Raw genomic sequence first — 24,278 nt, 5'->3', positions numbered from 1 at the left:
AATAAAGAAAAAATAAAAAACCTCGCAAAACCACCATTAACACTAACCATTTAGTTTTTTTTCTTTTAATAATTATGCAAATCAATCAAAAAACCAAACTTAACAACGCATTAATAAACAGGCTTCACATCAAAATAACTAATGCTTCACCTATAACTTTTATCGTTTTATTTTTAATCAACTAACGTGCAAAATGCACGCGTTTTCAACAGACACAACCAGGAGCAAGATAATGAATCCAATTAATACTTTAAATCAAACAGCAGCAACTCACGTTGGCGTTAAACCAACTAACCGTAAAGCAAAAATGTTAGCTAAACTTAACCGTTTTGGCAAAAAACTAGCACTTAGCAGCCCAGCTCAATATAAATAATCACTCAACCATGATTATTTTTACGGTGCAGCAAACACTCAACCACTAAATAAAGTCTCTTATTTAGCTCCCTCAAGTTTGCTGCAACCTATTTATTTTATTAAAAATTGCCTAAATTCTTCATTATTTACAAAAAAAACCTCATTTACGTATAAATTTTAGGCAAACAGTCATTTTGCTATTTACACAGCGGTATCACCTAAGTATTATTCTGCGTCACGGAGAGATGGCAGAGTGGTCGAATGCACCGGTCTTGAAAACCGGCATGGGTTTATAGCCCATCTAGGGTTCAAATCCCTATCTCTCCACCATATTTTAATTGGTGGCTTTTTTACTACTACCAATACAAACGGTTATGCGTTGGAGAGGTGTCCGAGTGGCCGAAGGAGCTCCCCTGCTAAGGGAGTATAGAGTTTGTAGCTCTATCGAGGGTTCGAATCCCTCCCTCTCCACCATACTAAATTTAAACCACTTAATTGTGGTTTTTTTATGCCCAAATTTCACTTCGCACTGCAGTCAATCATATAAATGATATTCAGTAAGTGAGCCTCTATAATTTACCAATTATCACTAAGGTAATTTATGTTTAATTCAATTGGTATTAAATAGCTCTATCACCAGCTTTTAATCTTAAATTTAATGTAATCATAACTCTTCATATTTAATGTTTTAGTACCTAAAATATAAAATCAAACAAATTGTGAAAAACAATAACTTAGTGCATTATTAGCTTAACTTTAAGCCAAACTAGGTTTAACCATGATTCGACTTTTATTACTCTCACTTTGTTTAACAGCACCGTTTATAAGTAAAGCTGAAGACACAACTATTTATAAGTGTATTATTAAAGATATACCTACATTTAGCCAAACCCCCTGTGCTAAAGATGCTGAAATTATTACACTTAAAACGATTAATGTAACAAAAGCGTATAGTAGTAAGCTGCAAAGCAATAAAGCCCCAGACACTTCTGTAGATAGTTATTTAAAAATTCAACAAATAGATCGTGATATTAAAAGGCTGCAACTTTCTATTAAAGAACATCAAAAAGAATATGCAGAAAAAAAGCAGCAAATAAATTATATGACTCAAGATAAAGCAAATCGCTTGGGGGCATCTTCTATTGCTGATGCTATTGCAACTAAAACGGCATCTTTAAAACAATCATATGAGCCTGCAATTAAACAAGCACAACAGCAAATTGAGTCGCTTACACAACAAAAGTTACAACTTAAACAGCCTTAAGCGCCTGCTTTATAGTTAAAATAAACATGTGTATTTCGTCAGTGGTGTTATACACATGAGGCGATACTCGTATTCCATCTTTGCGAGCATCAACACTAACTTCAGCTTTATTAAGCGCTTGTAGCACAGCATTCTGTTGCCTATTAAAGTTTAAAATAACGGTTCCACTGCATTCATCGTTTAAAGTAGGTGATACTACAAACTCACTCAAGTGCTGGTGAATAAGCGTGATCATCTCGAAATTATGCGCTCTGACTTTATTGATTCCCAATGCGGCAAAGTAAGCAATGCTATTCGCTGCAATAATGTAAGGCGCTACAGAAGGAGTGCCCCCCCAAAACTTAAGCGCACTGGCGTTATATGCAAAGTGATTAATATCAAACTCAAATGGATTTTGATGTGAAAACCAACCCACATCTTTAGGTTCACAGCACTCTATTTGATTCTCGTTAATCCATAAATAAGCGGCTCCTGGACCTCCACATAACCATTTAACGCTTGAGCCAATCATAAAGTCAGCATCGAGTACGCTTAAATCGAGCGGTATAACACCAGCTGATTGAGCAACATCAATTATTGATAAGCTATTGGTTAATTTGCTCATAGCTACAATATCGTATACAGGCGACTGTACGCCTGTATTTGAATATACATGGCTTATAAAAACCAAGTCGATATCGCAAGTTATATAGCGCTGCCAAACACTAATATCAGTTAAGTTTTCGTGCTCAGGTATAAACATGATTTGTGCGCACTCTGGTAATGCTTTTTGCATTGCAAAACCCATGCTCGGAAAATCACTTTGCGCCATTAGCACTTTACAATTTTTTTGCTGCAATCGAGGATGCGACATAAGCAACTTTGTTAAGCCACTTGATAAATTAACTTGAGGACAAAACTGCGAACTAGGCGCATTAAATAACTTACCAAGTGCGGTAGTAAACTGCTCAACTGCGGGCAGCCATTGTTGCCATGGCTCTTTGCTGGAGCTCTCCCACGGCAAGAAGTAATGCTGGGCTAAATATTGCTGTGTATTTTTAAGTGGACGCCCAACCGAGTGATTTAATAAATAACAGCCATCAGCCATACAAAAATCATTTTTAAGCATGCTATTTAACCCATTCTTTAAGTGTGTTTAGATCATCAAAACGTGTTTTTATATCGTCGCGTTTTGCGCTGGCTCGCCTATCTCTTAATTTTTCGAGCGAATCAAGCAACACATGAAGCGGCGGACCACTTGCTGTTACCTTGCTCATATGCTGCTGTTGCATATTTTTTGAGGGCTGAGCAATAAATTTTTCAACCAGTTGATTATGATGACCGACTGCGGTGTCGCCATGTAATTTGCACACTTGTATAAATAACTTTGCGTGGTTTTTAAACCAATCTGTATTTTTATATTGCTCGGCTTGTAAAAAGTTATCCATAAAGCTTTGCATACGCATGGCTTCTCGTAGTATTTGTTGATCCTCTGGCATCATATATAAAAACTTATCCACCAGCATTTGCGAGTAACTTGGCTCATTTGCGCTACAAAGCCCTAGCAGCATATCAATCACGTTAATGCCTGCAAAATCACCTGCATTTGCGCCTCTATAAACCTCTTTGCCTACACGGTACGGTTTATAATAAGGGCGAACGCAGTTAAAAAAGCGATCTGTATCGAGCTCAGAATAAAGTGCGTTATTTGATTCAATTACATCTATAAGCGCTTGTTTGGCTACTTTTAATAATTCACCACACAAGGGGTGTGAGATACCGAGCGGCAATATTTTTAGTAAAGCGTCACTTGCCCGTTTATAGGCCAAAATACCTTGAGTGTTATAATCAATAAATAGTTTTTCATCGGGTAAATTAGTAAAACGCTTATAAATACCGTTAAGTGCTTTGTTATGAGTAGTTAAGTGTGCGGTAGCAAAACGAGGTGTTACACCAATAGATGCACCAATATGCATAGCAAGCGCAGAGGCTTCTATTAGCGGTGAAGTGGTTTCTCTGCTTGGTTCGGTAATTTCATGACGCCTACATGCAGCCATAAACAATCCTACGTTACCGAGTAAGTCAAAGGCACTATCAAAGCCTTGATCTGTGTTTCCTTCGGCTAATAAATTACTAATTAATGCGTTGCCTTCTTTTTCTAATTGTTGCTTTAAGGCTTCACCAATTCCTTCTACATTTGCTTTATCGCTTTGCTGCCAATAAAGCCGTTCCAGCTCACTATTTAAAGTAACAAATTCTGTTCGTATCCATTGATCGAAAATAACGGTATGTGTGCTCATTGTTGTACTCTATTATTTTTATAGCTAAATGCTAACAGAGTTCAATGAGGGTAAAACGCCAAAAAAGTTAGTAAAAACCAGCATAATTAGCAATAATCACTACAAATATAAAAATAATTAATAAAAGCCGACAATCATGTTAGATAAAAAAGATCAGCAATTACTCATAGCACTTCAAAGCCAAGCTCGCATATCGGTTTCTGACTTAGCTAATAGTATTAATTTATCTGATACGCCTTGCCTAAGACGTATTAAAAAACTCGAGCAGGAAGACGTTATTACCGGCTACCACGCAGCCATAAACCCTAAGGCGCTTAATCTTAATGTATTAGTGTATGCATTTGTGCGGTTAAGCCAAAACTCAGTAAGTGCAGCAGATCAGTTTGAGCAACACGTAGAAAAACTCTGCCACGTATTAGAGTGCTGTGTAATATCTGGAAGTTACGATTATTTACTAAAAATAGTAGCCCACGATCTCGAAAGCTACGAGAGGTTCGTAAAACATCAATTAGGTAGCTTAAGTTATATTGCTAATATAGAGTCGACGATAGTATTAAAGCAGTCATTTAGCAAAAAACAGTTACCATTATAAAAAATACCGCAAACAACTCACTGTTAGCTATACTGATAGCTATTAAAAATAAGAATAAAAATTGCTTGGGACTTATGTGAAATATTTTAATTCAAAATATCATTCTGCTATTTTTTACATACTTTTTGCTTTGGCTTATTTTTTAGTCGGTATTACACTTACTAAACTCGCTTTTAACTCGCAAATTATTCCCATTTGGCTACCCGCAGGTATTGCTTTAGTTGGTTGTTATATATGGTGGTGGCGATTTATTCCGCCTTTGTTTGTAGCAGCAATCGCATTTAATTTAAATATTTTTGATAGCTCAGCTCATGAAATGGTGCTTGTAGGTAACTCATTTAATGAGGCAATGTATATTGCCTTTGGTGTTGTAATGCAAGCAATGCTAGGTGCTGCGCTCTTAAAGTTTTGGTTAGGGCACCCACTACGCTTTAAAAAGCGAAAGAATATTATTTACTTTATTGTGGTTATCGCCATTTTAGTTAGTTTAATTTCAGCTAATTTTGGTGTATTTGCACTGAGTCAATTTAACTCTGTTTATAGCATAGATAACCATTGGGAAAATGTAGTTTACTGGTGGTTAGGCGATACATTAGGAGTATTAATTGCCACTCCATTTTTACTTTCTTTGTTACCACAAAAATCTTATCAACATAGTGTTTCTGTACTTCCCACAATAGCAGTATGTTCTATTCTATTTGTATCGGTAGCGGTTACAACTCAGCTATATGATCAAGAAAACCGTAGAAATACAATTAAAATTGCTGAACGCGAAGTTCACGTCATAGAAAACAGTCTTTATAGACACACCAATAGCAGTATTATTGCGGTGCAAAGTTTAGCAAGCAAAATGCAGTCGTCTTCTATATTAAGCCAACAAGATTTTTATTCTTACGCCAACCAATTACTTACACAAGAATCATTTATTAAAGCTCTATCGTGGAATGTAAAAATACCACAAGATCAGCGCCAAGCGTTCACTCAAGAAATGTCAAACATTTATCATTTAGATATTGATATTGTAGGGGAACCACTTGAAGAAGATGATCCACTTGTTATCGTAAAATACATAGCCCCCTTTAACGGAAACCAAAAAGCAATTGGTTTTAATGTATTTTCTAACCCTGATAGAAAATCCTCACTACTCAACCCTTCAATTAAATATATGCCTGTAGGGACTAAAATAATTCAGCTTATACAAACCAAACAACCAAAACCGGCTTATTTATTATTTGCACCTGTTTATGCTCAAGACAATAAAGAAACCATTAAAGGCTATGCCACTGGTGTATTTTTAGTACGTAGTATTATTGAACAAGCAATTTCTAAAGAGCAGTCTGATATGTTTTCTATTGGTATTTATGAAGACATAGATAAACCGCCATTTTATAGTAACTACTCAGAAAATATCGAACAAGCAAAAGGAAGCAGTTTAATGTCATTTACAATCGACTTTGCAGGGCAAAAGTGGATTGTAAAACTAACTTTAATAGAAAGCTTTTTAGCACAGCATAACAATCAACTTGCGTTGTTATTACTCATATTACAAGTCGCAGTATGTTCATTAATTTTAATTGTATTACTCTTATTTAATCAGCAGCAAATTGCACTTACTCGCCAAGTATCTGAGCGTACGCATTCTCTAGTAAAAGCTAAAAAACAGTCTGATTTAGCCAATCAAGCTAAAAGTCAATTTTTAGCCAATATGAGTCATGAAATACGGACCCCACTTAATGCTGTTATTGGTTTTTCTTCGCTTGCTCGCAAAGAGGATAGCGCCAGCACATTAATTGGTTATTTAGACAAAATAAACTCTTCATCTAAAAGCCTATTAAGCTTAATAAACGACATTCTCGATATTTCAAAAATAGAATCGCAACGCTTAGTTCTTGAGTCCATTCCATTTGATTTAAATGCACTTGTACAGCGTATTGATAATATGTTTGAACACAGCGCTAATAATAAAAACATTGATTGGAAAATTAATAATAAACTCCCCGTAGATACTTGGTTTATTGGCGACCCTATGCGAATAGAACAAATACTTCTTAATCTATGTAGTAACGCCATTAAATTTACGAGCAAAGGCGGTGTTACAATAAATATAGAGGCTGAATTTGTCTCGGCTAATAAAGTTCAGCTTGCTATTGCTGTTTCTGATACAGGCATTGGAATTAAAGCAAACCAACATCAAAAACTGTTTAACGCATTTACTCAAGCCGATAACTCTACTTCAAGACAGTTTGGGGGCACCGGGCTAGGCTTAACAATAGCAAAAGAACTAAGCCAACTTATGGGTGCAAAATTAACAGTTCAAAGTGAATTAGATAAAGGATCTACTTTTTCATTCTCAATACAATTAGAAACAATTGAACCACAAGAACAACCTCTTGTTACCTTTGAAAATACTAATATTGCGTCTTTAAATATTTTGGTAGCAGAAGATAACCCAGTAAACCAAATGGTGATTAAAGCAATGCTTGGTTCGTTAGGTATTGTGCCGTACGTAGTAGAAAATGGTGAACTTGCTGTTGATATTGCTAAAAATCAACATTTTGATTTAGTACTCATGGATTGCCAAATGCCTATTATGGATGGCTATAGAGCCACTGCACTTATTAGGCAATTTAAAACAGAGCAAGAACTCCCTATTATTGCTTTAACCGCCGATGTTATGCCAGAGGATAAAGCACACGCTCAAGCAGTTGGATTTAATCAACATCTTGCAAAACCGCTTGAACTCATTAAGCTAACTGAATGTTTAGTCCAATATGTAGAAGTAAATGAACAATAGCGGTTTAGTTTTAAGTGTATTTTTTGGTGTGGTTTTAAGTTTTTTCTCTCATATTGCTGTCGCTCAAAACTGTATAGAACAAGCGAGCGACTTTAAATTTATAACGAAAAGTAAGCAACAAGGTTTATTACGTTTTGAAAATGAGCACAGCCACCAACCTTTTAATTACCACGCTGCTTTACCATTCGATGATTATTTAAGTTACGCCTACCAGCATATTAATAAAGCTAATCCACGTGCAAATATACCATGCCCTGTAATTACAAAAACATACCAACAATTAATAGCACAAGGGAAGCGTAAATTAGACCCTACTATTGCAGATATTATTGCTCCTTTTGAACTAACATACCCAAACAGTAATAAGGTCGCGCTATTAATTCACGGGTTAACCGATACACCGTTTACATATCACGATTTAGCACAAGTGTATTATCAACAAGGTTATACTGTACGAACTATTTTATTACCTGGACACGGAAGCGCGGCAAGCGCTCTATTAAACGTAAAAATCAGCCAATGGCAACAGGCAATAAAATACGCAGTTGAACGCTCAGTACAAGACTTTGATGAGGTGATACTTGCAGGTTACTCTACCGGTGCTGCGTTACTTATTGATTACGTAACCAAACAACCTCTTTCATCTAAAGTTAAAGCACTTATGCTTTATTCACCTGGCTCTGAACCACATAATAAGCAAGGTTGGATGGCAAAATGGATTGATGCTATTCCGTTTGTTAATTGGATAGATAAAGATGCTGATGTAGACTTTGCTAAGTATGAATCATTTCCGTTAAATGCAGCTACCGCTTCGTACGATGCAATGTCACTTGCTAGTATTGGTAGTTTGAGTAAACGCCCTGCACTTAAATTGCCTATTTTTAGTGTACTTAGCGATATTGATACCACGATAGATACGCGTGCCACGCTAAAATTATTGAGTGCATTACACAAAGGTAATTCAATCAAATATAAGCCGCTCGATACTTTAGTACTTTATGGAAGCACCGATATTTTACCAACGGGCTTTACGAGTGACTACACAGTAAGTAATCCGCAATGCACTACACAGCAGTGTAAAAAAATTCATGGTATATCGCATATAGCGGTTGTTAACTCACCACAAAATCCACATTACGGAGTTAATGCATCCTATCGTAATTGCGGCAGCTTTATTAACGACGAGCCGCTGTATAAAACATGTAAAACAACTAAAAACCCACAGCTAGGAGAGCGTACAAGCGCTAACTTAAAGCAATACCCGGCTTTACAACGCTTAACTTATAATCCTCATTTTACCGAGCTTAAAATACAAATTAGTACGTTTATTAAAAACGTAGAACACGTACAAGGTAAGTAGTTATGAGAACGTTTTCGCACCAATGGTTTAGTAGTATTAATGAAATTGATCAGGCGCAGTGGCAACGCTTATTCGGCGATGAGCCATTTACTCAACATGCATTTTTATATGCCCTTGAGCAAAGCCAATGTGTAACACAGCAAAGCGGTTGGCAGCCACACCACTTAGCTATTTTTGAAGGTGATACGCTCGTTGCACTTGCACCCGGGTATTTAAAAAGTCATTCATACGGCGAGTACGTATTTGACTGGGCATGGGCTGAAGCGTTCGAAAAGCATGGTTTAGAGTATTATCCCAAGTGGCTATCAGGCATTCCGTTTAGCCCTATTGAAGGCAAGCGTATTGCTATTGAACACGCTAACCCTAACGCTGTGTACCAATACATTACAGAACAACTTAGCGTACACAGTGCCCAGCAAGGTTGGTCTGGTTGGCATGTAAACTTTTGCGACCAAACTCAAGCCACATCATTAACTGAGCAGCACGCCATGTTAAGAGTCGGTGTGCAGTTTCAGTGGTTTAACAAAGGCTTTGAAACCTTTGACGACTTTTTGCAAATGCTTAGCTCGCGTAAACGTAAGTCACTTAAAAAAGAGCGAGCTAAAATAGCGCAACAAAATATTGATATTGAATGGCTGCAAGGCACACAAATTACGCCAGAGATAATGCAGTTATTTTGTGAGTTTTATCAGCGCACCTATTTAAAGCGCTCTGGTCATTTAGGCTATTTAAACATGGAGTTTTTTACGCTTTTACATGCATTAATGGCGAATAACCTCGTTATTATGTTAGCAAAAAAAGACGACAACGTGATTGCTGCAACACTTAGTTTAGTAGGCGAAAATACGCTTTACGGACGTTACTGGGGAGCAAGCGAAGAAGTAGATTCGCTTCACTTTGAATTGTGCTATTACCAAGGTATTGAGTTTGCTATAAAACACAAGCTCAGCTGCTTTCATTCTGGGGCACAGGGTGAGCATAAAATAGCGCGCGGATTTGAACCCGTACTTACCTACTCAGCTCACCATATTGTTGATAGCGACTTTAGTAATGCAATAAGTGACTATTTAAAACGTGAACGCCATCATATTGATATATATAAAGCGCAATGTACTTCATTACTGCCGTTTAAAAACGAGTAACTGATTGTTTGCAGGCATGGCTGTATCGCTAATAAGCGTAAGCCCTGCTTGCTTTGCTAATTGTTCAACTGCTTCAAAATCTCTTATTCCACTTAACGGATCTCGATCTGTTAAAAACGTATTGAAGTCATCATTACTCGAGCTAGTAAATTTACTTTGGTATTTAAATGGTCCATAAATACAAAGTTTACCTTCACTATTTAAATGGCGCTTAACGCCGTCAAAAAAACGTTCAACTAATTGCCAACTAACTATATGAAATGTGTTTGCAGTATAAATAGCGTCAACTTTATCTATTGGCCACTCATTATTTAAATCAAGCTCAAGTGGTGCATGTAAATTAGTTAAATTAACCTCGCTATGCCATAAATTAATGCCTTCGTGATTTACAGCTCGATCACTTGTATACCATTGTAAATGCGGTAATTGCTTTGCAAAAAACACACTGTGCTGACCGGTTCCTGAACCTACTTCGAGTACTGTTTTAGTGCTTTTTAAAACGTCTTTTAATTGCTCTAAAATAGGGGTTTTATTGTTTTCACAGGCTTGTGAAAATGGCTTTGTCATTACGGTGCACCAAAATTGTGGATTAATGCACAACAGTAAAGCAAATTTAACTTATTTTGTCGTGTTGAAAAAATAGATAATTATTAAACATCCTAACTATCATGAAGTTAAATAAGTTCATTATGGTTGGTATGTAATATGCTTTTACATAACTAGCCCAATAAAGGGTTTAACTTATATTAAAGAGCCAGAGGATAAAATTATGCATATACCCCCTTATACCGCTGTAGATGCAGCCGTTGCCATAACAGAAAAAACCACCGACGATCATAGTTACGCCGTTGATATGAGAGCTACAGTAATTGATTTACTTTCGCACCCTAAACATAATCAAAAGGCGATGACTAAACATGAAACAGACCAGATATTTATTCTTGGCTATAATTAAAATTCAAATTAATACCGCAAATAATTTTTATAATAACTGTTTACACTGAAACCGATTAAATGTAATGATAACTATTATCGTTAACTTGAGTCGGTTTTTTTATGTCCTCAGATCATGCACTGCATCGTTACCATCAAGAACTATCTTGCCATTGCTTAAGACCCGGCTTACACGCTCCAATGCTGGTTGCCGATTACATAGAAACCGCACTTAACGTAGCCAAAAATTTTGAGCGACAAAATAACCCTTTGCTTCAAGAGTTTTATCTTAGACGCACACACCATGAAATTATGAATAAAATGTGCGACCCTCTTATACATAATGCTATTCGTAAACAATGCTTAGACCAGCTATATAAACCACTCATGGCATTAAAACGTTTTTATAAAGTTCATAACAATATTGCACAATTTTTAATACTTGAGCGCGAAGCTCGTATTCTTAGTCACGAATTCAACCCTTTTTAAGGAGCACACTTATGAGCCAATTTAGAACAGAATCAGACAGCATGGGCGAACTACAAGTACCTGCAGATGCACTCTATCAGGCACAAACACAGCGTGCGGTTAATAACTTTGCAATTAGTGGTCTTTCTATGCCAAAGCAATTTATAACTGCACTTGCTTATATAAAACAAGCCGCTGCACAAAGTAACTGTGAGCTTGGGCATTTAAGTAAAACTAAAGCCGATGCAATTGAACAAGCTTGCCAAACAATTATTGATGGCGAGCATGTTGAGCATTTTCCCGTTGATATTTTTCAAACCGGTTCGGGCACAAGCTCAAATATGAATGCCAATGAAGTTATTGCAACGCTTGCTAGTCGTATAGGCAGTGAAAGCATTCACCCTAATGATGATGTAAACATGGGGCAAAGCTCTAATGATGTAGTACCTACCGCAATTGCATTAAGTAGTGCGATAAACGTGGTATATGAGCTACTTCCTTCACTAGAAAATTTATCGCAAAGCTTAGAGCTGAAAAAAGCTGAAGTAGGCCATATTGTTAAAACTGGTCGAACTCATTTAATGGATGCAATGCCTGTAACGTTTGATCAAACTCTAAGCGCATGGCAATCACAAGTTAATCATGCAGCAGCGGGAATTCGACATAGTTTAGAGCGTGTTTGCGAACTTGCACAAGGTGGCACAGCCGTTGGCACTGGTATTAATGCCGATCCTAAATTTGCAGCAAAGTTTACAGAAAACCTTAGCGCTAATGTAGGTATTAGATTTACGCCTAGTAGTAACTTTTTTTATAACATAGGCTCACAAGACGCTATTGTTGCACTTTCTGGGCAATTAAAAGTACTTGCTGTAGCACAAATGAAAATAGCGAACGATTTACGTTGGATGAACTCAGGACCACTTGCAGGCTTAGGTGAAATAGAGCTTGAAGCATTGCAACCAGGCTCATCTATTATGCCTGGTAAGGTAAATCCCGTAATACCAGAAGCGGCTGCCATGGTAAGCGCTCAAGTTATTGGTAACGACGCCACTATTACCGTAGCCGGACAGGCTGGGAATTTTGAGCTAAACGTAATGCTGCCAGTCATTGCTTATAATATTTTACAAAGCATAGAATTACTTGCCAATAGTGCACAAGCGTTAGGCGATAAAGCTATTGCCAGCTTTAAAGTAAACCAGCCAAATATTGATAAGGCACTCGCTAAAAATCCAATTTTAGTTACCGCACTTAATCCGGTGATCGGTTATGAAAAAGCGGCAAAAATAGCAAAACAAGCTTATAAAGAAGCACGTCCTATTATTGATGTTGCGGAGCAAGAAACCGACTTATCACGTAATGAACTTGAAAAACTACTAAACCCTACCAAGTTAACTCAAGGTGGGTTGTAAGCATTTAATAATGGCTTTAATTACTTGATAATATAGTTTTTATTGCCGTAAAAAATGCACCGTGTATGATAGTGATGAATATTTCATCACTATCAAGGTTTGTTATGCGTACCCCATTTTTAGCTATTCTTTTACCTCTATGTTTAACTGCATGTTTGGATACAACGCCCACCGAAACAGAAGAAGCACCTGCAAGTCCTGTAAAAGTAACGCCAAAGCCAGCACCAGAAAAACAACTAGAAAATAAAAATATACCGTCACGTACTGAAATCGAAAAACTAGAAAAAACAAACTTAAAAAATGTTTCTCTTAACGATATAAAAACAACTAAAAGCGAATTAAACACCCTTATTACCGATACGCAATGCGATACAAATACACAATGCAAAGTAAGCCCTGTGGGTAGTCGCGCATGTGGCGGACCTAGCAGTTATATTGTATATTCGACTAAAACAACAACCGAAAAAGAAGTTTCAGCCCTTAGTAAAAAGATTACTATGCTTGAAAGTAATTATAATGAACAAAAAGGGATGATGAGCACGTGTCAGCATTTAACTGCACCAAGCACGCAGTGTGTTGAAAATAAATGTGTTAAACTTGAAAGTTCAGCGGTAAGTGCATTTTAAGGATTACATTATGAGTTGTTTGCCATCTGCAATTAAGCTATCAATTGCCAGTGTTGCTACCTGTATTTTATTACTCAGTGGCTGTGCTAGTACTACAATGTCAGGTAATGAACAAAGTAAAAACTTGTCTGACTTGAACTATGATCTTAGCAACATTGAGAGTAATAATAGCTGTACTGCTAGTTTTCAATGTAAGGTGCTTGAAGTTGGCGCACGAGCATGCGGCGGACCAAGTAGATACGCAGTTTATTCAACACTCAACACCTCACAAGAAAAAGCAGATCAAATTGCACAGCAAATAACAAAACAAGAAGAAATTCAAAATAAAGCACAAGGGTTAACTGATTGTTTACCTGTATTAGAAGTACAGTCGCTATGTATTAAACAGCAATGCCAATCGTTTGATATAAAATAAAGTGCTAAAAAGATTATTTCAGCGTTAGCCTAAGTAAGGAATTAACGCTGAAATAACAACCACCATCACCACGCAAATCCCAGCTTTAATGATGTATTTCATTTGCATTTTATTGAGCACCCAATACGTATAAATAAAACGTAAAAAATAACTCGCCGCCGTACCAAACAAAGCAAAAATAAATAAATAAGCAATTAAAATTATATTCATATTGATCTAATTTAAGCTACTTAGCTTGTTTGGTATGAGCAATTAAAAGTTCAGCAACTTGCTGCTTTACAGCACGCTTATCATCACTGGGGACGTCAAAACGACTAGCTAGTTGCGCTATTTCATCATCGTTTAGGTTAAACGATAGGCGTTGACGTGTTTTTTTTGATTTTACATCTAAGTCGAGTATTTTTCGGATCATATCCGATGGCGTGAGTTCTTGATCGATAGCTTGCTTTTTTATCAGCTTTTGAACTTCACTGCTTAAATCGAATGCCATTTGTGTAGCGCGTACGGCTTGCTCTTGGCGCAACCACTTTTCTTTAGCATCACTCACTTAGCATCTCCAGGAAACAAATCCACTATGTCAGTAATTGGGCGTGTTAATGTTAGTGATACTTCAGTTTCACCACCGTCCCAAATTTCAATATTCAAACCATAGCCTTCATCATCTGATACTAAGCAAATCATTTCGCATGGCTCTCCACCTTCTTGCTCATAACGAGGTAAAGTTTGGCTGCGGTAATCTTTATTATGGAAGTAACATACGTAAGGTGATTCGCTTTGTTTATAGCTTTTAGCTAAAAACTGCGTAAAGCGCTCTGGCGTATTTTGCACTGTTATATGTGTTAATGACTCTTCATCAAAAATACGTGCAAACTCATCAAGACCAAAAATTTCTTCAACTTCATTACGCTGAATTTTAATAGAAAAATTAGCCCATGCTTCGCCGTCATCTTGTTCTATTTGTAAAAATACAACTTGTCCGCTGTTTGTCTCAAGCACAAACTCAGTATCACTACTATGCTGATATTGATAGGTTTGAATATCAGTAACTCGTAACGTTTCGCCCTTTAACCACGCAGGATAAGCAAACGAATCAATAACGGTAAACATGTCACCTTGTTTAAGCTCACTTACATGGTTAAGCTGGCGCTCTGGTGCTTTTTTAGATTTGAAAAAATTAAACATAGAAAACTGCCTTTAAGCAAAAAAGGTAACAAAGCATAAGCTCGGTTACCTTTTTAAAATATGGACGTAAGTATTAGCTATTTTGCTTTGCTTTAATGCGAGCTAAAATATCGGCACTTTTTGGGCTTGTATCGCCAATGCCTGCTTCTGCCATTTTTGCTTTTAAATCATCGCCATTAACATCTGATTCAAGCTGCTTTGCTGCACCTAGTTGATCTTGACGATCTTGTTGGCGCTGTTTAATACGCTCAAGTGATTGACGAGCAGACGTCATAGACGAGCTGTTTGTATTAAGCGTGCTGTTAACTGCCATAGTTGCTTGCTGTACGCTTTCAGTCGTTTTAACCATTGTAAGTTGACGTTGGTTTTCTTTAATCGACTTTTCAGCATCTTTAACTTGCTGCTTAAGCGCTACAATATGGTTACTAAAACCAGATAGCACTTGTTCGTTCTCTGCTTTTTCAGTTTCAAAATCACCAATTTTTTCTGCAATTTCTAGTGCTAACGCTTCGTTACCTTTTTCAAGCGCTTGACCTGCATATGCTTCATGCTCTGCAATAGATGCCTCTACAGCGCTAATTTTACGCTTAGTTTGCATTTCTTTCGCCATTACTTCTGTAAGGCTTTTCTTTGCACGGTGTAATGCATTTTGTGCATCTGCAATTTCTTGCTCAAAAATACGGATACCATTAGCATCTACAATTGCTTCGCCGGCTTCACGAGCACCACCACGTATTGCTGTAAATAATTTTTTTAAAATACTCATAATCTTAACTCCAAAAACTTACCTGGATTAGTATACTAATCGTTTAAATACAAGGTCACGGCTTCTAGTGCATCTATAGCGTTATCGGCTAATGTTACTAGTTCGTGGGTAATGTCATCTAATGATGAATTTACCGACAGAGCACCAAAAATCGCATATTTATTATCGATTTTTGCAAATGCACTCAGTGGAATTGGCACGTTTAAACGAAGTAGTGTTTCGTTTAACTCATTGCATAGTTCGCTTTTAACTTCATCTTCATCAAACAAGTAGCTAATACATAACAATTGCTCTTGTGTTCGCGTAACAAAAATTGGAAGTTCATCATTTCCATCAACAATAACTTGTAAAACATCTTGCTCGCCAGGATTGGCAATCAAGAAAGACTCAAAGTTAGCACCTTCAGTTTCAAAAGAGGCTAATTTTATTGAAAGTTCATTTAATTCCATGTCTCTGCCTTTTGTCGTTTGACATATTATGTCTGAGTTAAGATTCTCACGGTCGACATATTATGTCAACCGTGTTTTGTTAGTTTTTATACAATTCGCTTTCTATTTCCCATGCAGTTCGGTAATAATCATATAGCTGACCAGAACCTAACCTATTGACTTCAATATCTTTAACTTGTTCAAAATAATTATTTGGAAATGCAAAACTCGCTAATAAATATTTTTTACTAATCCACCTTGATGGAACAGGCATAACTGTTACGTCATTAATTCGGCCACTAGCCGACTGTCCCATTTTAGTTGCTATAGTCCAGCCCCATTGCCCAAAAGAAGGTATGTTTTGCTGATACTGCTCAACATATTCAAACCCAGCAGCTTTAACCGTTTTAGCAATACTCAAAAACGCTTTTTTAGCATGATAAGGCGAGGTTGATTGCACCGCCATTGCCCCATCAGGTGCTAATAACTGACGTACGTGGTTATAAAAATAGTCACTGTACATTTTATTTAGATCAGGATGATTAGGATCCGGTAAATCAATTAAAATAGTGTCAAATTGCTTACTTTGATCGAGCAGTTTTTCAACTTCTAAAAATGCATCACCCACTATTATATTTGCACGTGGGTCTTTCATCGACTCATTATTAAGAGTAAGTAAGCGCTTATTAATGTCGCTTGGTGGAGTAAAGTCACCATCTTTATGACCAAATAAATTAAGTAACTGTCCATCAAGATCAATAAGAGTCACTTCATTTACAGACCACTTTAAAACATCTCTTAGTGCCAACCCGTCACCACCACCAATGATTAATACGCGGTCGTGACGATTAGAAGCAAGCATTGCAGGATAAACCAACATAGAGTGGTATATTTGCTCATCAATACTTGAAAACTGCAAACGACCATTTAAATATAAGTCGGTGATTGGCTGAGCTTGGTTTTTACTTAGTCTTTCTGTTAAAACAACGTGTTGGTATTTAGTTGCTTGCGAGTAAATAACTTTATCTTTGTATAAAACGTTACTTAAATTATTCATCCAGCTACTACCAAACACCAAAATAAATCCAAATAATACCAGCAACACTATATGACAAACTAAAAGTGCCTTCGCAAAGCGCACATGGGTGTGGTAGCGCCATAAAAACGCGAGCCCAGCAAGTATATTAAATAATGCCGTCCACGCCGCAGCTTGCATTATAGGCATTGAGAGCATGATACTTACCCAAATGGCAGCGCCAATGCCGGCACCAATATAATCAGCACCATAAATAGTACCTGCGTTGTTTTCTAAAAACCGTCCATAAACGTGCTGACGAATACGCGCTATTAGCGGTATTTCCATACCAATAAATAAACCCAGTATTAAACCAAAAACATAAGGAAGAAAACGTGACCACTCTTGTAGCTTTTGAAATACGTAACCATTGAGAATAACGTCTGGGGGTAAGTTAAAAATACTTGAAAATAAATGAGGAAGAGAATAACTAACCGCTATTACACTGGCTATCGCCAAAATACAGCCCATACCAACCAAAGCAATAATACTTTCTAGCCAGGCAAAAGCAGTAAATGCATCTTTAAACCATCGAGCTAAAAAAGCGCCGAGCCCCATTGCTACAATCATAGTACCAATCATGGCGTATATAGCACTCTCTACTGAGCCAAGTACGCGCCCTGCATAATGAGAAAGTAGGTATTCATAAATAAGACCGCACCCAGCAAGTACAGCCATAACAGTAATAAGTAATATATCGTGCCCAAGTAAGCGAGACTTACTTGGGGGAGTATTAGTTGATGACACTGATTATGCGCCTAGTAAGGTTGCCATAGTGATACCCACAGCAAATGATACTGCTGCAGAAATAGTCGCCACACCTACATTTTTTTGACGATTAACTTCATCTGAAATATCGCAACCAGATAAAATTACTTTAATAGTTACTAAGTGCAAAATAATAAATGTCACTAAACTCACAACAGCGCTAATAGCCCAGTAGAGTAAACTTGTATTTATATTATCAGCAGCATAAGGAGCAATACCTGTCGCAGCAGTAATGGCTAATGCGCTACCAACTAAAAATCCGGCATAACGTATACCTACCGCTAAATTCCCATCAACAATTGCTTGCTGTAGGCAGTCGCCATTTTTATTTGTGCGTTTAAATAACTGCACTCTATATTGGCTAACAAGCAACAATACAACACTGCCAATAATAAAGGCTGCAATTACAATCGGTAAACCATGCCAACCATCTGTAGCAACCCATAAAAGAGCTGAACGAATAACTATTGCAACACTCACTACATGACCAAAATCAATAATAGCGGCTGTAACATTACCTTTAACAATTTCATCATGTAAGCTTACTTTACGAAGCGCCACTTTATCTTGAAAAAAGTGACCAAGCTTAATAAGCACAATAGCTAATGCTCCATAGCCTAACATTTGCAAGGCTTCTTGCTGAAGAGATACAGCAAAAGCACCACTGCTAACACCTGTTAGTACAATCGCAAGCGCAGCTAAGCCCGCTGCAAAGCTAATACCAAAAGCAAAGTTATCACGCTCTGTTATCTCGTCATTTGCATGTAAATTTGAAACCCAACCTTTAATATATTTAAGGCTCACAAATAACAACACTATAATTGCAAAATCAATCGCCAGCGCTTGCAGTGACCACATAGTTATTCCATTAAATTCGTACATATTATTCTAACTCCAACTTTATTCTTTTACTTACCACGGCTCACGCCACGAGAGGTTCTGCTACTGCTATTACGTACCGAGCCAGAGCTATTACTGTAACTACTAGAACGGGAGTAACTGCTGGTTTTAGGCGGTGTGTAGCTACTACGGCTTAAGCCTGTAGCACCTGTTTTTTTACTCGCGTAAGGGCTTGTGAACTGCTTGCCTTGGCGTTGGTATGTTTGGCGTGTGCGTGTTTCTAACGCACTTTGAGTTTTAATTTGTTTAGGGCTTGAATAACGCGAACGTCCGTAGTCATTGTAGTAACTATACTTTCGACGCTTACTCCAGCTTCCATATTCAACACGGTCAAATACATCACCTAAAATACGGTACATACCGTACCATTGCCAAAAGCTAATACCGCTACTATTTGTTTGCCAATTACCGTAGTTAGGGTTACCTACCATTTGATTACCAACACCAGCGCCCTCTGCTTGTTGGCTAATAGCGCCAACTCTGGCTAAAGAGCCCTTCGACATATCAGCTAACATATTAATAGGATCGGTTAACGCATCTGAAAACAACGTTGGTTTAGTCGCTTCACGTAATAAATCAATACTATGTAGCGTATCTTCGTAAGGAGGAATTAAGTAAGTTCCTTTAATATCTTTAAGTCGCTGTGTTAAGCCACTATAAAGTGCACCTTGACGCGTGGCATCAAGGGTAAGTACATCCACAACTTTTGTGAGTTGTGGTTGTTGTTTCTTAAGAAGCTCACCGTATTCTCTTAGTAATACCGCATTACGTACACTTCCATTTTCAAGGGCGGCACCAAGCTCTGACAGCTCAGTATCTGCTTTTTTAATAGACTCTTGAATTGTTTGCTGCAGTTGCTCTTCTTTAGATTGGCAACCCATAAGCACTGCGAACAAACAAAACAGGCTTATAAGTTTCCAAGCTTTTATATTCGACATTCATGTCACCTGATTTACAAAATTAACTACCGTAGTTTTACACAGGTCACTTATTAAACCAAGAATGAAATTACAACAAAGTAAATCAACCTAAATCAAATAAGCAGCTATATTTACTATATAAATTTAAAAGTAATCTTTGTATTGTACTTTTATGCTGCAAGCGTGAAATGAGTAATTATTTTGTAATTAAAGAATTTTTGAATTACGTAAATAATAACTAAAATTAGATTTTGGTTAAGGGTTAAGTTTTATGCTTCATAGTATTCGATATAAATTTATTATAATAACAACGGTTTTAATTATACTGAGTGCCAATTTAGTTTTTTTTCTGGCTATTAATGAACACGAAAATTTATATCGTCAATCTGTTCAGCAAAATCTTGATGCTATGTCTTCTAACATTTCGGATAACTTGTTAAGAATAATGTCTGATCAAGTTGATTTATTCTCTATTACTACCGAACTTTTAAGTTTTGAGCGATATGAATACATTAAATTTGTGAATGTGTTTGATGCAAATTGGGAATTAATTCAACCTTATGTACACCCTAACTACTTAACTCTTGAAAATTTCAAACCTGAGCTCATTGATGTAAAAGTAAAAGAGTTACCTTTCGGTGTGACCTCAACTAACGAAGGTCTTGTTGCTTTAAAAGCAATTGGAGAAGAACAATTTCCTATCGGGTACTTGCTAATAGTACAAGATTTTAAAAAGCCGTTAGATGAAAGCAAACTAAGCCTATTTTATAGCGCGGTCCCCTTTGTTGTTTTAATTATTGTGCTAACAATTATTATTTCATTCTGGATATATCAGCATTTATTGAGTCCATTACTAAAGCTATCAAACTTCACTAGACGGGTTGAAAAGTCGACTAACTATAATCTCCAATATTGCGTTTCAGGTAATGATGAGGTGTCTCAGCTTGGTAATGATATAAATACGTTGCTACAAACAATTAATTCTCAAATTCAAAAAAATAAAAAAAATACTATACAGCTTTTAGAGCAAACCCAATCAATGGAGCGCCTAGCTAATTACGACATATTAACTGGGCTACCTAACCGCATGTTTTTTATGACGCTACTCAAGAGTGAGTTAACTCGTAGTAAAGAAAGAAACCAAGATATTGCTGTCATTTTCTTTGATGTTGATAGTTTTAAAGGTGTTAACGATACTCTTGGTCACGAAGCTGGAGATATGCTTCTACAAGCAGTCTCAAACAAAGTAAGTAGCTACTTGCGCAATAACGACATAATTGCACGCCTAGGGGGGGATGAGTTTTTAATAATGTTACCTAGCATTGACAAGCAATCTATCGTTATTAATATTACCGAGAATATAATTAGAGGTATGCAAGAACCATTTTCAATTCATGAATGGGATATATCCACTGGTATTAGTATGGGTATTGCCAGTGCCAAAGAAGCGCAATTTAATATAAATACACTAATTAGCAACGCCGATATCGCAATGTACGCCTCTAAAGATAAAGGTAAAGGTTCATACACCGTTTTTCATCACAAAATGCTCGAAGACAATAAACGCAAAGTTCAGGTAGCCAACTTAATAAGCCATGCAATAGCACACAATGAATTTGAAGTATTTTATCAATTAAAAATATCTAACGAGGGAGACGTTAAAGGCTTAGAAGCCCTAATAAGATGGCAAAGTGAAGTATTGGGGTTTGTTTCCCCTGGTGAGTTTATACCCATAGCAGAGCAAGCAGGAAAAATTAAAGCAATTACTCAATGGGTTATCACACAAGTTTTTAAAGACATGCAAATACTAAAAAAACTCATAAGCGATGATATTTTAGTTTCAATGAATCTCTCTAGCCACGATCTAAAAGATCATAATTTTATACATGTAGTAAAAAGTAAACTACTTAGTCACGAGATCAATATAGCAAATATTCAATTTGAAATAACTGAATCTAGCTATTTGGAAAACTTTGAAAGCGCTAACGAATTCTTTAATCAGATAAAACAGATGGGGGGATCAATTGCATTGGATGATTTTGGTACTGGTTATTCTTCTTTAAGCTACCTTACTAAAATTGAAATTGACACCTTAAAAATTGACCGAATGTTTGTTAATCAATACGCAAGCTCAGGAAAAGATGCCGCTGTACTACAAGCAATACTTGATTTAGGTCAGCGTCTTGATTTAAGAGTGTGTAGTGAAGGAATTGAGACCGCAGACCAAGCTAATTATTTAATATCACATGGTAGCCATGAAATACAGGGATATTACTTTGCTAAGCCAGTGTGTATATCCCAGTTACCGCAAGCAATTATAAAGGCAAAAACACGATTTAAAGAGCTAACTAAAAGCGATACAAAACCCACATGGTCATAATAAATAAAAACACAAAGCTTACGAGCGATACACATAACGTAACTTACCTTTTAATTAAATGAGATAATAGTTAGTCCATCAGGTATAGCTGTATCCACAGGTAGATAGGCAACGGAATCTTCCTCTTTTAGGAGATACTCTATTATCTCTTTTGCAGATTCAAATTCAATCGGAGGTTTACTTCGGCCAGTAAAGCGCATTTGTGCCCAATACGCCTGTATTCTAGACTCTGTAAGACCCACCATCCGGGTATTAAAATTAACCCTAAGAGGATTACCAGCGGGTAAGTTAACAGCTTTAAATTGTCTACTGATAGCGCCTCCCATATAAATATGACGGATTTGTTGTTTACTTAAAGATAAGTTTTTATCTAGCGTATTAACAACAATCACAATATCTAAGATTTTTTCATTCTGCGCATAGACAGGAGGTGTAAAAACGATAAACGTCGCAATAAATAAAAGGTGTATTACCATTTTTTTAATAATATGAGTTAATTTAAAGCACATAATTAAAACACCCAATCCAAACCGATAAGATACAAGTTAGCTTTTTTATCAAAATTAGAATTTTCGGGAGTTACAAAAAAAGAGTCTTTTACATTATTACCTTCAAGTGCCGAAAACTCAGCTTTTAATGCAAGGTTTGGTAACACATCCCAACGCACACCAATAGTCCATGTTTTGAGGGAATCTGGTGTCGAGTCTTCAAAAATACTATTGTATCCATAAGCTAATCTATCTAAATCAGCATCAATACCTAGTGGAATTTCATTTTCAGGTGAGCGAATATCAACGTCACTATCAGCAAACGTTAAATGATAAGTAAAAGGAGCATAGTTAACACCGGCGGTTAAATAATAGCTCTGAATAATAGGTACTATTCCTAGATCTGTTTTTATACGAACCCATTCACCTCTAAAAAAATAATCTAAATTATCATAAACTATACCAAACTGCTCTGCATGCGCTCTACCTTGCGTTTGAACAGAGTTAGCGCTTCTTGTAAAATTGAGGCCATTCAAAACGTTTTCTAACTGCTTTATTTCTTCAATATCAAGTTTAATATTGCCGTTATAGCGAGAAACCCTAAACTCTAAATTTTCGATGTTAATTTTACCAATAAAGCCCAAAAGGTTATCAACTTCAAAACCCGTTTTTAATGTACCGATACCAATCTCTCCCGACTCTTCGCCATAATACCCCTCTAATGTGACATCAAAACTCTCTGCTCCAAATTTATAAACTGCATCTATACCGTTAAAGGTTTTAAAAAGATAAGTATCGTAAACTTGTTGAGGGGGATTAATCCACGGATATGCAAAGCCAACATCTGAAAAATCGCTTAGAGTAAAAAAAGGAGTACGCAATTTGCCTAATTTAATTTGAATATTATCTGTAGGTGTATATGTTAAATATAACCACTCCAACCCTGAGTTATCAGACGCGGTTGTGTTATCGCTTCTTAGTAAAACTTGAGCTGTTGCAGACCAGTTATTATTAAATTGATACTCACCTTGTAGACCAATTAAACTAGAGGGGGAGAACTTAATACTGTCCTCGTATCCTTTATATTCAACATCTTTCTCATCTAAGTACCCACCTATAACCCTAGCGTAACCAGAAAACTCAAAATCATTGGAAAAGGCGCTTGAATGGCTAAACATAATTGAAATAAATAAAAGATAAAGTATTTTATGTCGCATCAGAAAAAATGGATCCTTTGTTAAGATCAATACTAATAAGGTTAATTGAACAGCTTGCTTGAAATTTGATTATTTTATTGCCCTATTGGCATTATTTATTAAATAGAAACTTAAAACGTAAATGTATGAAACAAAGTTATCAATTTGATGTAACTATTATAGTCAATGAATTACATTTTGTAACAAAATATACGTTTTATAAGATAATATTTAATGAGTAATAATCGCGCATTTAATTACTATTAACTTACGAGGGTATAAAAATAAAATTTAATAACTTAAGTTCTCTAATATTTATAACTAGGTATTTCTAATGCATTTAATAAAGATGTTTGATGTGAAGATTTGATGGTTAAATGGTGCGAGTTGTTTATTATTCCCCCAGATTTCACTTTTCTGCAGACGTAAAAAAGCCCGAATCGTTAGATTCGGGCTTTCTACAATTTGAAGCCTGGTAATGTCCTACTTTCACATAGCAAATGCTACACTATCATCGGCGCTGTTTCGTTTCACTACTG

The 24,278-nt window shown here is 36.5% G+C and carries 25 protein-coding genes and 2 tRNA genes; 14 read left to right on the top strand and 13 right to left on the bottom strand.

All coding sequences use genetic code 11. The annotated features are described in order from the left end of the window. Positions 1-232 precede the first annotated feature (232 nt). The 4 genes from I6F65_RS13915 to I6F65_RS13900 all read left to right on the top strand — a co-directional run bounded on the left by I6F65_RS13915 (position 233) and on the right by I6F65_RS13900 (position 1,618). Positions 233-373 carry a hypothetical protein gene (locus I6F65_RS13915; RefSeq protein ID WP_166110097.1) on the top strand — a complete coding sequence of 47 codons (141 nt, stop codon included), beginning with the start codon at positions 233-235 and terminating at the stop codon, positions 371-373. Positions 374-593: 220 nt separating this feature from the next. Beyond that, positions 594-684, top strand: a tRNA-Ser gene (locus I6F65_RS13910). Between the two features lie 51 nt (positions 685-735). After that, a tRNA-Ser gene (locus tag I6F65_RS13905) sits at positions 736-828 on the top strand. A gap of 304 nt (positions 829-1,132) precedes the next feature. Continuing rightward, a complete protein-coding gene (locus I6F65_RS13900; protein WP_197113392.1) occupies positions 1,133-1,618 on the top strand; it encodes an RNA-binding protein in 486 nt (161 codons plus the stop codon). Here the strand turns inward: I6F65_RS13900 and I6F65_RS13895 are convergent. Both I6F65_RS13895 and I6F65_RS13890 read right to left on the bottom strand, forming a co-directional pair. Continuing rightward, complete coding sequence (locus I6F65_RS13895) at positions 1,605-2,726, bottom strand: aminotransferase class V-fold PLP-dependent enzyme (protein ID WP_197113390.1); 1,122 nt, start codon at positions 2,724-2,726, stop codon at positions 1,605-1,607. The two genes, I6F65_RS13900 and I6F65_RS13895, sit on opposite strands and share 14 nt — an antisense overlap. A 1-nt stretch (position 2,727) precedes the next feature. Then, on the bottom strand, positions 2,728-3,897 hold the full coding sequence (locus tag I6F65_RS13890; protein WP_166110103.1) for a monodechloroaminopyrrolnitrin synthase PrnB family protein: 1,170 nt from the start codon (positions 3,895-3,897) through the stop codon (positions 2,728-2,730). Positions 3,898-4,033: 136 nt separating this feature from the next. Here I6F65_RS13890 and I6F65_RS13885 point away from each other — a divergent pair, with 136 nt between their 5' ends. The 4 genes from I6F65_RS13885 to I6F65_RS13870 all read left to right on the top strand — a co-directional run bounded on the left by I6F65_RS13885 (position 4,034) and on the right by I6F65_RS13870 (position 9,785). Then, positions 4,034-4,489 carry an Lrp/AsnC family transcriptional regulator gene (locus I6F65_RS13885; protein WP_166110106.1) on the top strand — a complete coding sequence of 152 codons (456 nt, stop codon included), beginning with the start codon at positions 4,034-4,036 and terminating at the stop codon, positions 4,487-4,489. 76 nt (positions 4,490-4,565) lie between these two features. Next, positions 4,566-7,283: an ATP-binding protein gene (locus I6F65_RS13880; protein WP_197113387.1), complete on the top strand. Its 2,718-nt coding sequence runs from the start codon at positions 4,566-4,568 to the stop codon at positions 7,281-7,283. Beyond that, positions 7,273-8,643 carry a carboxylesterase gene (locus I6F65_RS13875; RefSeq protein ID WP_197113386.1) on the top strand — a complete coding sequence of 457 codons (1,371 nt, stop codon included), beginning with the start codon at positions 7,273-7,275 and terminating at the stop codon, positions 8,641-8,643. The genes I6F65_RS13880 and I6F65_RS13875 overlap by 11 nt, the downstream gene beginning before the upstream one ends. 2 nt (positions 8,644-8,645) lie before the next feature. Continuing rightward, positions 8,646-9,785, top strand: a complete 1,140-nt coding sequence (locus I6F65_RS13870; protein WP_166110114.1) for a GNAT family N-acetyltransferase — start codon at positions 8,646-8,648, stop codon at positions 9,783-9,785. Here I6F65_RS13870 and I6F65_RS13865 read toward each other — a convergent pair. Then, complete coding sequence (locus tag I6F65_RS13865) at positions 9,762-10,352, bottom strand: DUF938 domain-containing protein (RefSeq protein ID WP_166110117.1); 591 nt, start codon at positions 10,350-10,352, stop codon at positions 9,762-9,764. The genes I6F65_RS13870 and I6F65_RS13865 overlap by 24 nt on opposite strands. A gap of 202 nt (positions 10,353-10,554) precedes the next feature. On the opposite strand from I6F65_RS13865, the gene I6F65_RS13860 reads away from it, so the two are divergent. The 5 genes from I6F65_RS13860 to I6F65_RS13840 all read left to right on the top strand — a co-directional run bounded on the left by I6F65_RS13860 (position 10,555) and on the right by I6F65_RS13840 (position 13,636). Further along, entirely contained in the window at positions 10,555-10,740 is a 186-nt protein-coding gene (locus I6F65_RS13860; protein ID WP_024611030.1) for a hypothetical protein, read from the top strand. Positions 10,741-10,841: 101 nt separating this feature from the next. Continuing rightward, positions 10,842-11,207: a hypothetical protein gene (locus tag I6F65_RS13855; protein WP_231613191.1), complete on the top strand. Its 366-nt coding sequence runs from the start codon at positions 10,842-10,844 to the stop codon at positions 11,205-11,207. An 11-nt stretch (positions 11,208-11,218) separates the two neighbouring features. Further along, entirely contained in the window at positions 11,219-12,595 is a 1,377-nt protein-coding gene (locus tag I6F65_RS13850; protein ID WP_166110120.1) for a lyase family protein, read from the top strand. Positions 12,596-12,699: 104 nt separating this feature from the next. After that, positions 12,700-13,221 (top strand): hypothetical protein, encoded by a 522-nt coding sequence (locus I6F65_RS13845; RefSeq protein ID WP_166110123.1) that lies wholly within the window; start codon positions 12,700-12,702, stop codon positions 13,219-13,221. Positions 13,222-13,231: 10 nt separating this feature from the next. Then, positions 13,232-13,636: a hypothetical protein gene (locus I6F65_RS13840; protein ID WP_166110126.1), complete on the top strand. Its 405-nt coding sequence runs from the start codon at positions 13,232-13,234 to the stop codon at positions 13,634-13,636. 24 nt (positions 13,637-13,660) lie between these two features. Here the strand turns inward: I6F65_RS13840 and I6F65_RS13835 are convergent, their stop codons facing one another. The 8 genes from I6F65_RS13835 to I6F65_RS13800 all read right to left on the bottom strand — a co-directional run bounded on the left by I6F65_RS13835 (position 13,661) and on the right by I6F65_RS13800 (position 19,693). After that, the gene (locus I6F65_RS13835; RefSeq protein WP_166110129.1) at positions 13,661-13,846 is read right to left on the bottom strand and encodes a hypothetical protein; all 186 of its coding nucleotides are present in this window, start codon (positions 13,844-13,846) and stop codon (positions 13,661-13,663) included. Positions 13,847-13,862: 16 nt separating this feature from the next. After that, on the bottom strand, positions 13,863-14,183 hold the full coding sequence (locus I6F65_RS13830; protein WP_166110132.1) for a hypothetical protein: 321 nt from the start codon (positions 14,181-14,183) through the stop codon (positions 13,863-13,865). Then, positions 14,180-14,818 carry a DUF4178 domain-containing protein gene (locus I6F65_RS13825; protein ID WP_166110135.1) on the bottom strand — a complete coding sequence of 213 codons (639 nt, stop codon included), beginning with the start codon at positions 14,816-14,818 and terminating at the stop codon, positions 14,180-14,182. Before I6F65_RS13825 ends, I6F65_RS13830 begins: the two co-directional genes overlap by 4 nt. Positions 14,819-14,891: 73 nt before the next feature. Then, positions 14,892-15,584 carry a PspA/IM30 family protein gene (locus I6F65_RS13820; RefSeq protein WP_166110138.1) on the bottom strand — a complete coding sequence of 231 codons (693 nt, stop codon included), beginning with the start codon at positions 15,582-15,584 and terminating at the stop codon, positions 14,892-14,894. 35 nt (positions 15,585-15,619) lie between these two features. Beyond that, entirely contained in the window at positions 15,620-16,033 is a 414-nt protein-coding gene (locus tag I6F65_RS13815; RefSeq protein ID WP_024611038.1) for a YjfI family protein, read from the bottom strand. A gap of 79 nt (positions 16,034-16,112) precedes the next feature. Beyond that, the gene (locus I6F65_RS13810) at positions 16,113-17,834 is read right to left on the bottom strand and encodes a polyamine aminopropyltransferase (protein ID WP_024611039.1); all 1,722 of its coding nucleotides are present in this window, start codon (positions 17,832-17,834) and stop codon (positions 16,113-16,115) included. A 3-nt stretch (positions 17,835-17,837) separates the two neighbouring features. Then, a complete protein-coding gene (locus I6F65_RS13805; protein WP_166110144.1) occupies positions 17,838-18,737 on the bottom strand; it encodes a DUF350 domain-containing protein in 900 nt (299 codons plus the stop codon). Positions 18,738-18,763: 26 nt separating this feature from the next. After that, positions 18,764-19,693, bottom strand: coding sequence for a CHAD domain-containing protein (locus tag I6F65_RS13800; protein WP_197113385.1), 930 nt, complete (start codon positions 19,691-19,693; stop codon positions 18,764-18,766). A gap of 427 nt (positions 19,694-20,120) precedes the next feature. Between I6F65_RS13800 and I6F65_RS13795 the strand changes: the two genes are divergently transcribed. After that, a complete protein-coding gene (locus I6F65_RS13795; protein ID WP_231613190.1) occupies positions 20,121-22,055 on the top strand; it encodes a bifunctional diguanylate cyclase/phosphodiesterase in 1,935 nt (644 codons plus the stop codon). Between the two features lie 50 nt (positions 22,056-22,105). On the opposite strand, the gene I6F65_RS13790 is transcribed toward I6F65_RS13795, so the two are convergent. Together I6F65_RS13790 and I6F65_RS13785 are read right to left on the bottom strand one after the other, a co-directional pair. Continuing rightward, positions 22,106-22,564: a hypothetical protein gene (locus I6F65_RS13790; RefSeq protein WP_029880433.1), complete on the bottom strand. Its 459-nt coding sequence runs from the start codon at positions 22,562-22,564 to the stop codon at positions 22,106-22,108. Between the two features lie 2 nt (positions 22,565-22,566). After that, positions 22,567-23,760, bottom strand: a complete 1,194-nt coding sequence (locus I6F65_RS13785; RefSeq protein ID WP_166110150.1) for a porin family protein — start codon at positions 23,758-23,760, stop codon at positions 22,567-22,569. Positions 23,761-24,278 lie beyond the last annotated feature (518 nt).

Source organism: Pseudoalteromonas sp. SWXJZ94C, assembly GCF_015864385.1.
In the GTDB taxonomy this organism is placed as follows: Bacteria; Pseudomonadota; Gammaproteobacteria; order Enterobacterales; family Alteromonadaceae; genus Pseudoalteromonas.
This window is presented reverse-complemented; position numbering and strand designations above follow the sequence as displayed.

Bases quoted from the DNA above. Each gene is read 5' to 3' on its own strand.
- I6F65_RS13835 (WP_166110129.1), bottom strand. From the start codon at position 13,846: ATGAATATAATTTTAATTGCTTATTTATTTATTTTTGCTTTGTTTGGT.
- I6F65_RS13785 (WP_166110150.1), bottom strand. From the start codon at position 23,760: ATGCGACATAAAATACTTTATCTTTTATTTATTTCAATTATGTTTAGC.
- I6F65_RS13815 (WP_024611038.1), bottom strand. From the start codon at position 16,033: ATGGAATTAAATGAACTTTCAATAAAATTAGCCTCTTTTGAAACTGAA.
- I6F65_RS13900 (WP_197113392.1), top strand. From the start codon at position 1,133: ATGATTCGACTTTTATTACTCTCACTTTGTTTAACAGCACCGTTTATA.
- I6F65_RS13870 (WP_166110114.1), top strand. From the start codon at position 8,646: ATGAGAACGTTTTCGCACCAATGGTTTAGTAGTATTAATGAAATTGAT.
- I6F65_RS13895 (WP_197113390.1), bottom strand. From the start codon at position 2,726: ATGCTTAAAAATGATTTTTGTATGGCTGATGGCTGTTATTTATTAAAT.
- I6F65_RS13845 (WP_166110123.1), top strand. From the start codon at position 12,700: ATGCGTACCCCATTTTTAGCTATTCTTTTACCTCTATGTTTAACTGCA.
- I6F65_RS13850 (WP_166110120.1), top strand. From the start codon at position 11,219: ATGAGCCAATTTAGAACAGAATCAGACAGCATGGGCGAACTACAAGTA.
- I6F65_RS13860 (WP_024611030.1), top strand. From the start codon at position 10,555: ATGCATATACCCCCTTATACCGCTGTAGATGCAGCCGTTGCCATAACA.
- I6F65_RS13800 (WP_197113385.1), bottom strand. From the start codon at position 19,693: ATGTCGAATATAAAAGCTTGGAAACTTATAAGCCTGTTTTGTTTGTTC.
- I6F65_RS13855 (WP_231613191.1), top strand. From the start codon at position 10,842: ATGTCCTCAGATCATGCACTGCATCGTTACCATCAAGAACTATCTTGC.
- I6F65_RS13840 (WP_166110126.1), top strand. From the start codon at position 13,232: ATGAGTTGTTTGCCATCTGCAATTAAGCTATCAATTGCCAGTGTTGCT.
- I6F65_RS13825 (WP_166110135.1), bottom strand. From the start codon at position 14,818: ATGTTTAATTTTTTCAAATCTAAAAAAGCACCAGAGCGCCAGCTTAAC.
- I6F65_RS13790 (WP_029880433.1), bottom strand. From the start codon at position 22,564: ATGTGCTTTAAATTAACTCATATTATTAAAAAAATGGTAATACACCTT.
- I6F65_RS13820 (WP_166110138.1), bottom strand. From the start codon at position 15,584: ATGAGTATTTTAAAAAAATTATTTACAGCAATACGTGGTGGTGCTCGT.
- I6F65_RS13795 (WP_231613190.1), top strand. From the start codon at position 20,121: ATGTCTGATCAAGTTGATTTATTCTCTATTACTACCGAACTTTTAAGT.
- I6F65_RS13875 (WP_197113386.1), top strand. From the start codon at position 7,273: ATGAACAATAGCGGTTTAGTTTTAAGTGTATTTTTTGGTGTGGTTTTA.
- I6F65_RS13890 (WP_166110103.1), bottom strand. From the start codon at position 3,897: ATGAGCACACATACCGTTATTTTCGATCAATGGATACGAACAGAATTT.
- I6F65_RS13915 (WP_166110097.1), top strand. From the start codon at position 233: ATGAATCCAATTAATACTTTAAATCAAACAGCAGCAACTCACGTTGGC.
- I6F65_RS13885 (WP_166110106.1), top strand. From the start codon at position 4,034: ATGTTAGATAAAAAAGATCAGCAATTACTCATAGCACTTCAAAGCCAA.
- I6F65_RS13865 (WP_166110117.1), bottom strand. From the start codon at position 10,352: ATGACAAAGCCATTTTCACAAGCCTGTGAAAACAATAAAACCCCTATT.
- I6F65_RS13805 (WP_166110144.1), bottom strand. From the start codon at position 18,737: ATGTACGAATTTAATGGAATAACTATGTGGTCACTGCAAGCGCTGGCG.